Origin of the sequence: Arthrobacter sp. UYEF36, from assembly GCF_040547025.1 — a bacterium.
Taxonomy (GTDB): Bacteria; Actinomycetota; Actinomycetes; order Actinomycetales; family Micrococcaceae; genus Arthrobacter.
This window is the reverse complement of record NZ_JBEPOX010000015.1, coordinates 1-13880: the sequence shown is the minus strand read 5'-3', so window position 1 is coordinate 13880 and position 13880 is coordinate 1. Positions and strand designations below refer to the sequence as shown.

The window sequence follows — 13880 nt, the reverse complement described above, 5'->3', positions numbered from 1 at the left end:
CTGCCTGCCGTACTTGTTCATTACGATCCTCCTCTGGTGCCGCCCACAGAGCCTCAAAGCTCAGCTGACCATCTACTTGCTTCTTACGCCCTGCCATCGGCTGTCCCCTTACCCAGAATGGTTCAGAGGCCACGCTAGCCGGATTGGTGCCGCATTGCCTGTTCACGCCGCATCACCGGCGTGAACCTTGCGGGACGTCTATTGGCGAGATTTGAATTGGTTTGACGGCATTACTGTCAAAGACTGCATTACAGTCAAAGACTGCATTACAGTCAAAGCTGAATTTTCCGCCCGGGGGCAAGGTTCCCCGCCCCGCCTTGAAACTGGCTACCTTCGTTGTAGAGGCGTTCGCGTCGTTCCACTTCCATGAGGACTGCACGGGAGATGAAGTCGGACCAGCTCCGGTCCATCTCCTGGCCGCTCGTTCCGGTGTAGGCCGCCTTTGCGCGCTTTAGGTCATCCGCGGCCATGTAGAAAGTGATCTGTTTCGAGGCAGTGTCCGGCAGCGGGTTAGGACGCGATGTCGGAGAGGCCACAGGTGAGTCGCCGCCGGTGGTCGCTGAGTCCCTGTTTGCTTTCATCAAGTTCTGCACGGCGAGGTTGTCAGCATTCCGACGGGGCGGCAGGCCGATGGGTTTGCGGTTGCTTTCAGTCATGATGCGTTCCTTTCCTCGGCTGCTTCCAGGCGGGCAACGAGTTCATTGGTGATCTGGTAAAGGTCTTCAGCCACGTTGGCGGCCGACCGAGGCTGGCTCTGGCCGGCTTCGGCTGTACCCTTCAGCACCTCGTACCATTTGGGGGCAGCCTTGACTTGCTCTTCAAGCTCATGGACCAGCACTCCCCTATCGCGGGCTGCCTGGGCCGGAGCTTCAGCGTGCCGCACCATTCCCTTGAATAGCACGGCATCCGTGCCGAAGGTCTCTGCAATGGCATCCCGCGTCGTCCGGTGAACGTTCGTGGCGGTCGAAGATGTGGCAGTGATGATGACGCCGAGCAGGTCCAGGTTCGGGTTGACATCAATGACCGTATCCAGTCGTTTCGCGACGCCGATGAGTCCTTCGCGGCCAGCTTTGTCCGTCTTGGTCGGTACCACTACGTACGAGGCCGCACCGAGGGCTGCAACCTGCAGGGGTTCGTTCCCGGGCGGGCAGTCGATGAAGATGATGTCGTATTCGGCCGCGATCGGTGCAAGCGAACGGGCAAGGGCCAACTTTGCCTTGCTGCCATCCTTACTGCCTTGCGCGATAAGACCGGCAGCTGCCTGGTCAAGCTCCGCTCCCCCGGGAACGACGTCAAGATTCGGGCGGATGTCTTTGAGTGGCGCCAGCCGCGTCCCGAACATCAGGCTTTGAGCAAGGGCGCTGCCGTCGTCGTCCAGGGTGCCGTGCCTGTAACCAAGATCTAGGCCCAGGTTTCCCTGCGGATCCATATCTACGAGCAGGACCTTCCACCCGGACACTGCGAGCAGAGCACCCACATTTGCCGTCAGGGTCGTCTTCAGTACTCCGCCCTTGCCGTTGACGAAGCCGCAGATACGGTCCATGCCTGTCCGGTCGAACGCTGTTGTAGCTTTCATGTTTCCCACCTTAGTGCAAATGCAGTCAATACTGTCAATACAGTCTTTACAGTCCTTGACTGTATTGACGTCTTTACTTGCAATAATGGCATTGCAGTCAATGAAGGCTTTACTGTCATTCGGCGGAGTCAGGCAGCTCGCCACAGCGTCCCGATCAAGTCCACTTCGGTTTCCGAGGGCGGGATCCAGTAGAGATCAGAGTCAGGTTCGTCCACTTCGTGTTCGGCGAGTTCGGGCGCGAGGTTCCTGTCCAGCCATGCGTGCCAGGCTGCGCGTTGCTTTCGGTGGGTGCTGATCTGCTCTGCGGCGTCATCAAGTGCACCGAGCCGCCGGGATAGGGCTGTCAGGCTGGTCCCGGCCGTGATGCTCCAGTGCCCGTGCCGACGTTCGATCATGTTGTAGCTGCTCATGGCGGCGAGTGCCGTTTCAACGGCTGTGCGGCTGAGTCCTGTGGACCGGACGATTGCTGCTGTGGTGGGGGAGAGGCGTCCGCGTTCGATGGATTCGTAGACGAGGGCAGCGACGTCGCCAAGAGCACGGAATACGGGGCGGATGCCATGGATCTTTCCGCTGCGCCAGGACAGCTCCCGGGCGATTTGTTCGAAGTGCTGGGGGAGTTGGATCACGTAGGTGTCGGCGTTGCGGCCACGGGCATCGGCAATTTTGGTCAGGATGCCGTCCGAGGCTTGTTCCAGCATCGGGAGCAGCCTGGAGATTGTGCCGTGGTGTTTGCCCAGTGCAGTAGCGAAGGTGCGGCAGCCTACGTCCAGCAGGTCAGTTTCCATGGTTCGCATGTAGCCGAGTACTGCGCGGAGCAGCAGGCGCAGGCTGAGGCCTTCGCGTCCGCGTTCTTTAAGTCTGTGGTCCAGGACTGCGTAAAGGACATTTTCAAGATCGTTCACGAGCTGGTGTGCGGCAGCCTTGCTGCTGGTTTTGCTGGCCCCCCCTGTGGGTATTGGGGGGCTAGTGTCGTTAATACGGGCATGCCTTCTGCCCGTTGCCGGGGTTCCCGGTTTTTGGATCCAGCGGCAGGCCTCAACCCACTCTTTATCGAGGAGGCGGTCCTGTCGGTCGGCATCGGTGTAGAGGGCTGCGAGGCCGGGGAACTGGACGCCGAGCTCGAGGCGGACCTGATCCAGGGTCCAGCCACAGGAGGCGAAGTGATTCAGCACTGCCATGCGGGCTTCTGAGGGGCTGGCGTACCTGGCGGTGTCGTACAGGCCGGTTCGGGCTGCCAGACGCAGGGGCGACTGGCTTCCGCCAAAGGGGACCGGACTGACACCATTCGCCGTTGCCGGGGCTGTCATCTTGGCGGCGCGGGCTTTTAGCTCGCGTTCACGTTTTAGTTCAGGTGCCAGGGCCCGTCGGAGGGCTGCGACAGCGTGGACGGGGTTGCGGCGGCGCAGCACGTCGTATGCCTCGTTCAGGGGCGTGATGAGTATCTGGTGGCCGCCGCGTTTGTGGGCACTTCCTGGGACCCGGATACAGCCGTCGGTGAGGTTCTGGTGCGGGCTGGGGTCAAGGCTGGCTGCTATCCGTGCGAGGGCTTCTATCAGTTCACGGGCCGCTGGTGCTTCCATGCGCTCGGCGAGGGGAATGTAGAGGTGGCGTCCGCCACTGGGGGAGTAGTCAGCGATGTAGCGGACACCGCAGCTTTCTAGAAGGACGCCGAGACGTCGGGCATCTTCATCGACGACGCCCTGCAGCGCTTTAGAAGTGTCCAGGTCAAGGCAGAGAGTCGCCACGGAGCCATCTGCTCCGTGAATGGGAACGGCCGCCGGCTGCTTCGGCAGGGAAGCGGTGATCCGGGGCGGGTTTAGCGGCCGGGGGTACTGAAACCGGCCTTTTATCCAACGTCCCGGACGATAAGTCGGCGCACCGGCGATCAACGGAGCGAGGGACCATGCTTCTTGAGGTGTGATCTGACGCGCCGCGTCGAGTGTTGACGAGGAGACCTCTGCGGGTACCATAGACACCAGCTAGTCCTTTCGGGGGTATAGCAAAGCGAGCCACCCTCACGGGGAGCTTGGATAAGTTCAGATCTCTGATCCGCCAAGATGTGGATCTGAACGTCATACTTTTGAAGGCCCGCTCTCGCGGGCCTTCAGTCTTTAACCGGCCTTCGCGATAGGCAAAGCTCCTTGGTTCTGAAAGTCGTCAATGTTGTCCCAGAGCGGCAGCCCGCGAGAATCCAAGCGAATGCTCATAAGAAGCATTTCGGTTGCCTGGCCCTTTGAGAGGCCCATGTGGGTCGCTACTCGCTCTACCAGGGTCTTTGCAGGCGCGGCGACGTCTACTTTTAGTACGACGTTTCCGGCACCCGTACCGCGTTCGCGTCGGTGAATGGCTGCACTCATAAAACCGAGCCTATCCGTACCAGTACCATTAAGTGCTTCAGCGTCCGTTGGCGTGTCGCCAGTATTTACCAAGGTCAGGCACCCGGCTGGTGCCGCGCCCAAGGTGGACAGGGAGAAGCTGCTAGGAGCGCGCCGGCTGTAAAGGCGCCTGCTGCTGCCGTCTCTTTGCATAGTTGTTCTCCGGTGAGGGCGCAGGAGATTCGTGTCCAGCAGATCGGTCTCCTTGTTCGCATATAGCCCGGCGCCTGTGCTCTTGGTGTAAGGCCCCAGTCATCAGGGATTCCCGGCTCGCCTGTGACAGCAGGTGTTTTTGGAAGCTTGGTAGGGTTGCTCCTTGCCAAGGCGCTTTCGGGCGTTGATTTCATAGTACACATTACTGAAATATTTTCAGTGGATTACCGGAGCCGCAGGGACATGGAACAGTCCACACTGACCGCTGACGTTATCGATACCCTGAACCTTCCCGAGTACCCGGATCTAGGCGATCTGGTGACTGCGGTCGAAGAAAAGTACGGCAAACGTCTGGTCTTCGAGGAGGGCACAGTGGACAGCCTTGGAGAGGGTGTTACTGGCCAGTGGATCGATACGCCCAGCCATGGCATCGTTCACTACCTGCGGGGGGCGAAGGCTTGGAGCGTTCACGTCGTGCTGCACGAACTGAGCCACATTCTCCTGGGCCATAAGGGGAAGCCGCTCGACGGGCTTATCGCGGGGTCGTTTTTCTCCGCTATTGGTAAGCGGAACGGCGTCAGCTGGATGTGCCGTGCAGTAGACGTTCCGTTGGATGAGGCCGAAGCCGCTGCCGAAAATTTGGCCTTTGGTCTGGCACGGGTCCTGCATGCCACGCCTGCGAAGCAGGCCACAAAGGCCGAACGAATGTTTGGCTTATGATCGCCGCCGCGTTCTGGATCCTGGGAACAGTATTTGCCTTTCGCCTATATTTCGTCGTTCGCTGGGGATCTTCAACGGCATTCCTGGGCGCAATCGGAATTGGCGTTCTCGGGCTCTTTCTTACAGGTGTGGTCGTACCCGAAGAAACCATTGATGTTGCCCTGGGCGGCGTCAACTTCCTTCACCTTCTTCGCAATTTGTGTGTCACAGCCGCCGTCTGGCTAGTACGGGAAGGAATCTTCGCGGCCTACTCACCGGATGAGAGCTACCGAGCTCGTTTCAGCCACAGACCCGCAGCTGCCGTCCTCGCAGCGCTTACGATCAGCGCCCCGTTCTTGTCGCAGCAGTTCGTTCCAACTACCCCAAGCTATGTACCGGAGAATGTCCAGCAGGTGCCGGTCTACCTCTATGCCAGCGTCTACATGGGCCTTCTGGCATTGCTTGCTGTATCGGTCCTGCGCATCTGCCTCCGGCATCAGGAAAGCCTGCCCGTCCGCGTGAGTTCCCGCGTTGTTGCGGCAGGCATGGCGTTGGTCGCGTTGGCGTCCGTTGAAGAAATTGCTTACATGACCGCGAGGCACTTCGAGGTCGGCACCCTGTCCTTCCATCAGGTTCTGTACGTCCTGTTCAGTCCACTGTTCTACGGCGGGGTTCTGCTCACCTCTCTGGGTCTGGGAATCCCGCCGATCGTGAAGTCATGGCGTCGGATTCAACTTCGCGACCGCGTCGCCTTGGTGTTTCTGACAGCCACACTGGGTCGGACCTATTGGGGTCTGTCCCGTGCACCGTGGCTGGTAGCCATCGCGAACTCTTGTTTCGTGAAATGCCCCTCCGCGGGCCTGTACGAGTACGTTATCCGCTCCAGCGATCAGAAGGTCGTTCTCTCTGGGCGATCTACACCCATGCTTACCAGCCGTGTCTTAGACGCGGCCCAAGCCCGATTTGATGGCGGCGTCGATTCTCTGGAATTGCTGCTGCCAGTAAAGGCACCTCAGTGACAGCAGCAACCACGACCCTGACCGCAGAGAGGTCCTCCACGGCCGTCGGCCGTGTGGCCCGGTCCGCAACCGAGATCGCGCAACCGCCTCTGGTGTTATCAGTCCTGCTGATCTTGGCCTCTCTCCTGAGCGATCGGTGGATGGTGTCCATCTGGTCGGGCATTGTCGCTGCACTCTTCATCTGTCTGGTGCCGTTTGCTGTCGTAGTCATACTGGCCAAGAAAGGCCAGCTGACAGACCACCATGTTGGAGACAAAAAACAACGTCGCCCGGTCATGCTCTGGACCCTGGGCTCGTCGCTCATTGGCTGCGCAATCCTCTCGGTCATCGGCGCACCTCAGCCTGTCTGGGGACTTATTGGCGGGATTCTCTGCGGGATTGTGGCCCTGATCCTGGTCAGCCCGATCTGGAAAATTTCGGGTCACGCGATGACGTTGGGCGGCGCGACCGTGTCGGCTGTACTGATGTTCGGCTGGCTGGGGCTTCCCTTCGTCGTGGCAGCCCCGCTTGTCTGCTGGTCCAGGGTCTATCTCCGGGACCACTCAGCTCCTCAGGTCATCGCAGGCTTCATAACCGGTGTTGTCGCGTTCGGAGCCTCATATACTCTCATTGTCGGCTGACATTCAACGTGTGGCATTCCACGAAGCCACCAGGCCTGACAAATGGTTCACCCATGACGGATTTAGAAGGAGGACTGTGATTTCGCTACCACCAGGAAAGTGCGGTCCTCGGAATGTGGCCGCCCTTGTTGGCCAGGAGCAGGATCGCGCGTGAATTCGAACGAAAACCCGATAGATTCCCGCAGCGATAAAGAGGTTCTCGCGTCGAAGATCCAGCTCCTTCTGGACATCGTGCATGCCAAAGACGCCGACAGCTTCACGTATGAAGACGTTCGACAGGGTCTCGCGGAACAAGGGCTCACGCTCACGAGGACGCGCTGGCACCGGCTACTGGCCGGCTCTCCTGATAACCGCTGGGATCCGGAGCTACTGAAGGCACTGGCGTACTTCTTCGACGTTGACGAGAACTACCTGCTTCAGCGCAGCGGTCCGATCCCGGAACGCGTGGAGGCTGAGCTCCGCCTGGTCGAGGCTTACCGCATTGCCGAGGTAGAGCACTTCGCAGCTCGGGTTCTGGGAGAAGTCAACATCGATGCCCTTCGCGCGGTCACTGAAGCTCTCCGAAATCTTCCGCCCAGACCTGAGAAGAAACACCCAACGAACTGAAAAATTTTCACTACTGAATATTTTTCAGTAGACTTTAGGGCATGACATGCTCCAGGCGCCCACTACGGCCTGACCATGCACATTGAGTGGCATCACAGGTGTAGCCCCTACGACAGGTTTGGGGGGTAGTAGGGGCTACACCTCCGCAGTGAGTGCACCACACCTGTGCACTCAAGCTTTCGCCCCCAAATGTTCACCCCCCGGCCTTCCCGTCCTGGATCCAAACGACCAGAGCGCGCGATGCGTTCTCCGGCCCTGCAACATTCGACGTCTATTCTCCCGACAGATACCTCAGGTAGGTGAGCCCGAGCTCCCGCAACCTGCCCAGATCCACGGAGTAACGAACGCGCCGCCCGTTACGAACGCCAGCTTCGCCGGCAGCGCAGACCAAACCTTCAGCCTCCAGCGTCTTGATATGCGTATAGACCTGCCGGTAGTCCACACCGATGCGCTTTGCGATATTTCCCGTCGTGTCACCGTCAGGACGCTGGGCCAGATCCCGGATGACGGCTGCCCGCAGAGTGTTGGCATTGAACACATTCAAGGCTTTTTCAGCCTCGAGCGACTGTCCGGGAAGTGGCTTGTAAATGCGGGGCATTCGTCAATTCTCACCCACCGCCTCACCCTCATGCAGTACCAACATTATTTTGGTGATGGTAGCATCACTTTAAAGCTGTTGCTTATGCTTGCGGGTGCCCACCGGAAGAGCCGAGAGGGGGAACTGCCGTGAAGTCGTCAAAGATACTCAGTACCGGAGCCGCCGTTGCGGTCCCGCTGGTGCTGGTCGGCTTGATCTTCTCCTTCCTCCTGCTGCTGGCACCCGCGAAACCGGCGGCGGCTGATTGCGGCCCGGCTGTTTCGGTCGTCATCGACGGCAGCACCCAGGTTGAGGGCTACACCCGGGAACAGCTGAAGAATGCCGCAGCGATCATGGGTGCCGGCAAGGCGCTGAACCTGTCCGTCAACGGCCAGATGATTGCCGTGATGGTGGCCCTGGGGGAGTCGGGCCTGCGCGTGCTGGATAAAGGTGACGGGGCCGGCCCGGATTCGCGGGGCTTGTTCCAGCAGCGCGACAACGGCGCGTGGGGCTCTTATGCGGACCGGATGGATCCCACCATCAGCGCGACGAACTTCATCAAGGCTTTGAAGGGTGTCCCGGCCTGGGAGCTGTTGGAACCGACCATTGCCGCCAACAAGGTCCAGCGCAACGCCGACCCCTACCACTACCAGAAGTACTGGCCCGAGGCCGTCAAACTCGTTCAGGCGCTCTCGGACTCGAAGTTTTCCCTGCAGGGCAGCGACTGCGCTATCCCGGGTCAATCGGGTGCGGGGGATGACTACCCGTGGAAGAACTCTCCGACCTGGCTGCAGGTCGGCGCAAACGCGTCCAGCACCTCACCTCTGGGCATGTACTACCGCGAGTGTGTGGACTTCGCCCTGTGGCGGGTGAACCAACAGATGGGTTCAACGAAAGCTCCGTTCAAGTTCCTCAACGGAACGTTCCGCCCGGAAGAGCAGGGGCTCGGCTCGGCCCTGACCTGGAAGGCCGGCTGGGACGCCAAGGGCTGGGCCACCGGCAGCACACCCCGGGTCGGTGCGGTCGTCTGGTACGCGCCCGGTGCTGGGGGAGCGGATGCGAGCTTCGGCCACGTCGCTGTGGTCAAGGAAGTCAAAGACAACGGGACCTACGTCGAAGAGGGCTACAACGGCAACCCGGCCCCGGCAGACCACAGCTACTACACCCGGACAGTGGCCAACACTGTCCCCTCCGCTTTCCTGTACCTGCCCACCCAAGAGGAGAAAAAGTGAAAAAGCCCCTGACCTTGGTCGCCGTGGCGCTGCTCTGCGTATCGTGCGCACCGGCAGGCAACACCACGACAGCCCCGCCGGCCACAGACACCGCCAGCCCCACCGCCTCCGCGCCGGTCTCCCTGAGTGCCAACAGCGGCCCCCAGGCACCGGGCGGCACGATCCCCGCCACCATCGGCATCACTTGGGATCAGGCGAGCAAGGACGAGGCCTTGGACGTCGCAGAGAACGCCATGACGGACTTCGCCCGCCCTGCCGTGGAGGACAAGCAGTGGGCCAATGACCTGGCCCGGTGGCTGACCCCGCAGGCCACCGCCGACTACTCGGCGGTGGATCCGGCCAACATTCCCGCAAGCCGCGTCACCGGCCCGGCCACCCTTGCCGTCGATGAAGCCAACGGTTTCGGCGTCATGGCCACGGCCCCGACCAACGCCGGGACCTACACGGTGCAGCTGCTCCGCACGGGCAAGGACGCCCCGTGGAAGGTCAACCGGCTTACCCCGCCCGCGTCCTAAAGCGCCTCAGTCCATCCCCAAACGTAAGGAAGAAGATCATGGGTACACCACCAAACGAGGTCTTGGCCTTTCCCAACATCCGGGCCATCGTCCGCGATAACGGGACCGCCGAAGTCATCGTCGCGGGCAATTCCCGCGTCGTCCCGGCCGGGGATACCGTGCAGGAACTGCGCACCAACGCCCTGGCCCTCATTGTGGGTGAGGCACAGACTCTCCAGCGCCCCGTCCGGGTCCGGATCGAGGACCCCGACGGTCAGGGTGAACTCATCGTCCACCCGGATAACAAGATCGAATCCGTCTCCTACGACCCCAACCAAAGCCGCCGCCGGGCAGAAGCCCCCGAGACCACACCCAAGACAGTCGCTCCGGCCATCATTGAAACCGTCCCGGTTCCCGCAACGGAACCCGTAGTCACGCCGGTAGAGCCCGCGCCGGTGGCAGTCGCGGAAACAGCGGCCACCGTCCCGGCGCCGGCCACCCCGGAACCGCAGACGGCCCTGGTTGCCGAAGAAGCGGCGCCGACGCGGCGCAGCTTGAAGGAAACCTCGTTCCTGGTCAGCGCCCCGGTGCTGGAACCGGCCACCCAGGGCTGGCGCGGTACGCTCACACGCTTCGGGTTCCGGATGGACCCCTCAGCAGAAGAACTCTCCGAACGTGAAGACGTCCGCACCGTCAGCCAGCACTGGCCCGGTCCCCGGACCATCGCTGTGGTGAACCGTAAGGGCGGGGCGAACAAGACCCCCACCGTGGTGATGCTCTCGGCGATCCTCGCCCGTTACAGCGGGGCGGCCACGGTGGCGTGGGATAACAACGAGTCCCAGGGGACGCTGGGGTGGCGGACGGAAAAGGGCGCCCACGACCGGAGCGTGTTGGACCTGATCGATTCCTCCACCGAGCTGCTGTCCCCGTCCACGAACGCGGCCGAAATTGCGAAGTTCGTTCATCACCAGACGAGCGATAAGTTCGATGTCCTGCGTTCGGATGAGAACGAAGAAGGCGACCACGAAGTCACCGCCGAGGAAGTCGACATCGCCCACCAGGTCCTCACCCGGTACTACCGGCTCGTTGTCATGGATTCGGGCAACACGGCCCGGGCCGCGAACTGGCGGCGGATGATCGACCACACAAACCAGCTCGTCGTCCCGGTCACTGCCATCGAGGATCGCGCCGAAGCTGCACGGCTGACGCTGCAGACCCTGGAATCCCGGGGCGGGCACGACGCGGAGCTGGCCCGCAACGCCGTTGTCATCGTCTCGGAGTCCACCGACGCCAAGCGCAGCATGAGCGGGGACGCGCTGAAGCGGGCCAAGGACGAAGCGCAGCGGATCGCTGACGGCTTCGAACCGTTCGTCCGGGCCGTCGTCCGGATTCCTTACGATCCGGCTCTAGTCAACGGACCCATCCGCTATGAAGCCCTTCAGCCCGCGACGCGGCGGGCCTGGCTCACGGCCGCGGCCGCCGTCGCCACCGGCTTCTAAAAACACTCATCAACGGACTTTGAAAGGAGGCACCCATGCAGCAGTCCCTGAACCCGTGGATCACCCGCCCGGCCCCTGCCGACGGTGCTGACACGGCAGCCCTGGAGGCGTACCTGCCGCCGGCGGCCGGGATCAGTGCCCCGTTGCGGGGAATGGTGGAACCGGACGCCGCGGACCGTCTGGCCCGCCGCACAGTCTCAGGCTCCGCAGCGTTGTGGGTCACCGGTTCCCACGGGGGATCCGGGGAGAGCCGTATCGCTGACCTGATCGACGGGGCACGGCCCACCGATCACTGCTGGCCTGTCCTCTCGGACGGCAGCAAGCCGCGGGTGCTGCTGGTTTGCCGCGCCGATATGCGCGGCCTGACAGCTGCGCAGAGCGCCCTGACCCAGTGGGCCTCCGGTGCGGCACCCGCGGTTGACCTGCTCGGTCTCGCCGTCCTGGCGGACGCTCCGGGGAAGACTCCCAAAGCGCTTCGTGACTTCGCCGTCATCGTCGGCGGGGGAGCGCCCCGGCTTTGGACGCTGCCCTGGGTCGAGGCGTGGCGTCACGGGAACGACACAAGAGAGCCGGCCCGCGAGTATCAACGTTTCATCACTGACTTAGCCGCCCTGGCTACCAACACCAAACCCAGCACCACCAACTGAAAGGTCTCTCACCATGAACTCCTTCTCCACCGTTGCAGCGTCCGTTATTCCCAACCCCACCCCGGTCGTCCCGGCAGAAGCTGGCGGTCTGCTTACGGTTCTGAACTGGGCTTCCGGCATCGGCCTGGTCCTGGGCGTCCTGGGCGTGATCATTGTGGGCATCGGCATGGTCATCCAGCTCCAGCGAGGCGAAGGAGCCCAAGCCATCGGCAAGCTCGGCTGGGTCCTGTTGGGCTGCATCATCATCACCGGCGCCTCCGGCATCGTCCGCGCCTTCGTCTAAGCCAGCACCAACAACGGGAGGTTCACCATGAGCCAGTCAACAGAGAGCACCACCGAAAGCAATCCGTTCACCAAACCCGGTTTCATCATTGCTGGAGCGCTGGTGGTAGCGCTGATAGCAGCAGCCGTCGTCATCTTCCTGCTCCCCAAAGGACAGAACAGCGCTCAGCCGGGCCCCGCCGCATCGCCGGGCAGCACCACCACCGCCGCACCGACGAAGTCAGCCGACGCAGCCGGCAAAAGTGTTTGCGGGCTTCCCTCAAGCACGGAGACAGCCCTGGGAGCAGCGCCTAAATCCAAGTGGGAACTGCTCGGAACTATGGCTGTTCCCACTGACCCGCCAACAGTCGGTCCCGGCCGTGTGGGCAAGGACGGTTTGAGGTCGTGCTTTGCCCAGTCACCCACAGGGTCTCTTTACGCAACGGTAAACATCTGGGCGTCGTCGTTCAATGGTTATGCAAAACAGGTCTACTTGGATCTTTCAGCTGACAGCCCCTCACGGGACAAAGCTGTGCAGGCCATACAGACAGGAAAAGATGTAAGCAGCGGAACCTCACCGAAGGTTCAGATCGCCGGGTTCATCATCCATTCCTACACGCCCGAAACGGCAGTCGTGGAACTGGCCATCAAGAGTGCCGATGGTGGATATGGTGCTTTCTCGACGTCACTGCTTTGGGAAGATGGCGACTGGAAACTCGATATCCCGGCCGCTGGTGGCGGCGCAGTGCGCCAGATCAGTGACCTGAGTTCCTTTATCCCTTGGGCCGGCGTCTGACATGGCTGAAAAAGAATGCGAGATTTGGAACGCGGTCTGCTGGACCGGACAGGGCGCCAGCAACGTCGCGGCGAAGGTCGCGGACGACGCTATCAACAATCTGGCGAAGTCGATCATGGAGGGCATGAGTCAGATGGTGACGACTCTGTCGACTTTCTGGGTGTCAATGCCCACGGTGAACCTGGCCAGTGCGGACGGTGCGACGCCGAGCCCCGTTGTTTCTGCGGTCAATAGTGAGTTGTTGCCGTGGACGTTGGCGCTGGCGGTCCTGGCCGTGATTGTCGGGGGGATCCGGATGATCTGGGAGCAACGCGGGGCACCGCTGAAGGATCTTCTGCGGTCCCTGCTCACGCTGACCGTGGTGTCCGGTCTTGGGCTGGGTGTCATCTCCATCCTGGTCATCGCAGCCGATGCCTTTTCCGTTGCAATCATCAACCGGTCAACGGACGGCAAGGGCTTTGCCAATGCAATGAACATCCTGGTCATGACCAATCAGACCGGGGTTGGCGTGTTTATCCTCATCGTGCTGGGCCTGATCGGCCTGATCGCCTCGCTCGTTCAGATCGTCTTGATGGTCGTGCGCAGCGGCATGCTCGTGATCCTGGCGGGCATCCTGCCCACCACGGCGGCCTTCACGAACACGGAGATGGGTAAGCAGTGGTTCCAGAAAGCAGTTGGCTGGACCATCGCTTTCATCCTCTACAAACCCGCGGCGGCCATTGTCTACTCGGTCGCGTTCCTCCTCATGGGCAGCAAGGGCAAGGACGCATTGATCGGCTCCATTACCGGGTTCACCTTGATGATTGTTGCCCTCTTTGCACTGCCGGCGCTGATGAGGTTCGTGACTCCGATGGTTGGTGCCGTCGCCTCCGGCGGGGGAGCAGGGGCCGGGGCAGCGGTCGGGGCCATGGCCACAGGTGCTGTGTCCATGGGCCGTGGCGGCAGCGGTAAAGGCAATGCCTCCCCGACACCGCCCAGTACACAAAGCAACCAGTCGGGGTCGTCTCCGAAGGGCAGCAACGGGACAACCGGCCCGAGGGGCAACGGCGGGCAGCCGACACCCGGGGCTACCGGCCCGGGCGGGGCCACCAGCGCCGCATCAGCCGGCACCGGCGGTGCCGCGTCGGGAGCGGCGTCAGCTGCTGGTCCGGCCGGTATGGCCGTCGCCGTAGGAGCACAAGCAGCGTCCAGGGTTTCCCAGGCCGCACAACAGACCGCGCAGGATTCAACCGGGGAGGGCCCCAGTGGCAGCAATTAATACCGAATACAAGGAACCGTCCTACGGCAACTGGCGCGTCCCGCGCTCTGCCGGGCTGGGCAACCTCG

At 61.8% G+C, this 13880-nt stretch carries 15 protein-coding genes; 11 read left to right on the top strand and 4 right to left on the bottom strand.

Annotation, left to right across the window (positions count from 1 at the left end; translation table 11 throughout):
- Positions 1-272: 272 nt before the first annotated feature.
- The 3 genes from ABIB29_RS18415 to ABIB29_RS18405 all read right to left on the bottom strand — a co-directional run bounded on the left by ABIB29_RS18415 (position 273) and on the right by ABIB29_RS18405 (position 3321).
- Positions 273-656, bottom strand: coding sequence for a ParB family protein (locus ABIB29_RS18415; RefSeq protein WP_354174280.1), 384 nt, complete (start codon positions 654-656; stop codon positions 273-275).
- On the bottom strand, positions 653-1576 hold the full coding sequence (locus ABIB29_RS18410) for a ParA family protein (protein ID WP_354174278.1): 924 nt from the start codon (positions 1574-1576) through the stop codon (positions 653-655). Before ABIB29_RS18410 ends, ABIB29_RS18415 begins: the two co-directional genes overlap by 4 nt.
- A gap of 128 nt (positions 1577-1704) precedes the next feature.
- Entirely contained in the window at positions 1705-3321 is a 1617-nt protein-coding gene (locus ABIB29_RS18405; RefSeq protein ID WP_354174276.1) for a hypothetical protein, read from the bottom strand.
- 939 nt (positions 3322-4260) lie between these two features.
- Here ABIB29_RS18405 and ABIB29_RS18395 point away from each other — a divergent pair.
- The 4 genes from ABIB29_RS18395 (at position 4261) to ABIB29_RS18380 (ending at position 7048) form a co-directional block, all read left to right on the top strand.
- The gene (locus ABIB29_RS18395) at positions 4261-4824 is read left to right on the top strand and encodes a hypothetical protein (protein ID WP_502915652.1); all 564 of its coding nucleotides are present in this window, start codon (positions 4261-4263) and stop codon (positions 4822-4824) included.
- Positions 4821-5822 carry a hypothetical protein gene (locus ABIB29_RS18390; protein WP_354174274.1) on the top strand — a complete coding sequence of 334 codons (1002 nt, stop codon included), beginning with the start codon at positions 4821-4823 and terminating at the stop codon, positions 5820-5822. Before ABIB29_RS18395 ends, ABIB29_RS18390 begins: the two co-directional genes overlap by 4 nt.
- On the top strand, positions 5819-6442 hold the full coding sequence (locus ABIB29_RS18385) for a phosphatase PAP2 family protein (protein ID WP_354174273.1): 624 nt from the start codon (positions 5819-5821) through the stop codon (positions 6440-6442). Before ABIB29_RS18390 ends, ABIB29_RS18385 begins: the two co-directional genes overlap by 4 nt.
- A gap of 150 nt (positions 6443-6592) precedes the next feature.
- Positions 6593-7048: a hypothetical protein gene (locus tag ABIB29_RS18380; protein WP_354174271.1), complete on the top strand. Its 456-nt coding sequence runs from the start codon at positions 6593-6595 to the stop codon at positions 7046-7048.
- 271 nt (positions 7049-7319) lie between these two features.
- Here the strand turns inward: ABIB29_RS18380 and ABIB29_RS18375 are convergent, their stop codons facing one another.
- A complete protein-coding gene (locus ABIB29_RS18375) occupies positions 7320-7646 on the bottom strand; it encodes a helix-turn-helix domain-containing protein (RefSeq protein ID WP_354174269.1) in 327 nt (108 codons plus the stop codon).
- 128 nt (positions 7647-7774) lie between these two features.
- Between ABIB29_RS18375 and ABIB29_RS18370 the strand changes: the two genes are divergently transcribed.
- From ABIB29_RS18370 to ABIB29_RS18340, 7 genes are read left to right on the top strand one after another with little or no spacing between them, the layout of a single operon-like run.
- Positions 7775-8857 carry a CHAP domain-containing protein gene (locus ABIB29_RS18370; protein ID WP_502915651.1) on the top strand — a complete coding sequence of 361 codons (1083 nt, stop codon included), beginning with the start codon at positions 7775-7777 and terminating at the stop codon, positions 8855-8857.
- A complete protein-coding gene (locus ABIB29_RS18365; RefSeq protein ID WP_354174268.1) occupies positions 8854-9372 on the top strand; it encodes a hypothetical protein in 519 nt (172 codons plus the stop codon). The genes ABIB29_RS18370 and ABIB29_RS18365 overlap by 4 nt, the downstream gene beginning before the upstream one ends.
- A gap of 38 nt (positions 9373-9410) precedes the next feature.
- Entirely contained in the window at positions 9411-10850 is a 1440-nt protein-coding gene (locus tag ABIB29_RS18360; RefSeq protein WP_354174266.1) for a chromosome partitioning protein ParA, read from the top strand.
- Between the two features lie 35 nt (positions 10851-10885).
- Entirely contained in the window at positions 10886-11497 is a 612-nt protein-coding gene (locus ABIB29_RS18355; RefSeq protein WP_354174265.1) for a DUF6668 family protein, read from the top strand.
- 13 nt (positions 11498-11510) lie between these two features.
- The gene (locus ABIB29_RS18350; protein WP_354174263.1) at positions 11511-11780 is read left to right on the top strand and encodes a hypothetical protein; all 270 of its coding nucleotides are present in this window, start codon (positions 11511-11513) and stop codon (positions 11778-11780) included.
- Between the two features lie 27 nt (positions 11781-11807).
- The gene (locus ABIB29_RS18345) at positions 11808-12554 is read left to right on the top strand and encodes a DUF8175 domain-containg protein (RefSeq protein ID WP_354174261.1); all 747 of its coding nucleotides are present in this window, start codon (positions 11808-11810) and stop codon (positions 12552-12554) included.
- Position 12555: 1 nt separating this feature from the next.
- Positions 12556-13812, top strand: a complete 1257-nt coding sequence (locus ABIB29_RS18340) for a TrbL/VirB6 family protein (RefSeq protein WP_354174260.1) — start codon at positions 12556-12558, stop codon at positions 13810-13812.
- Positions 13813-13880: the final 68 nt, after the last annotated feature.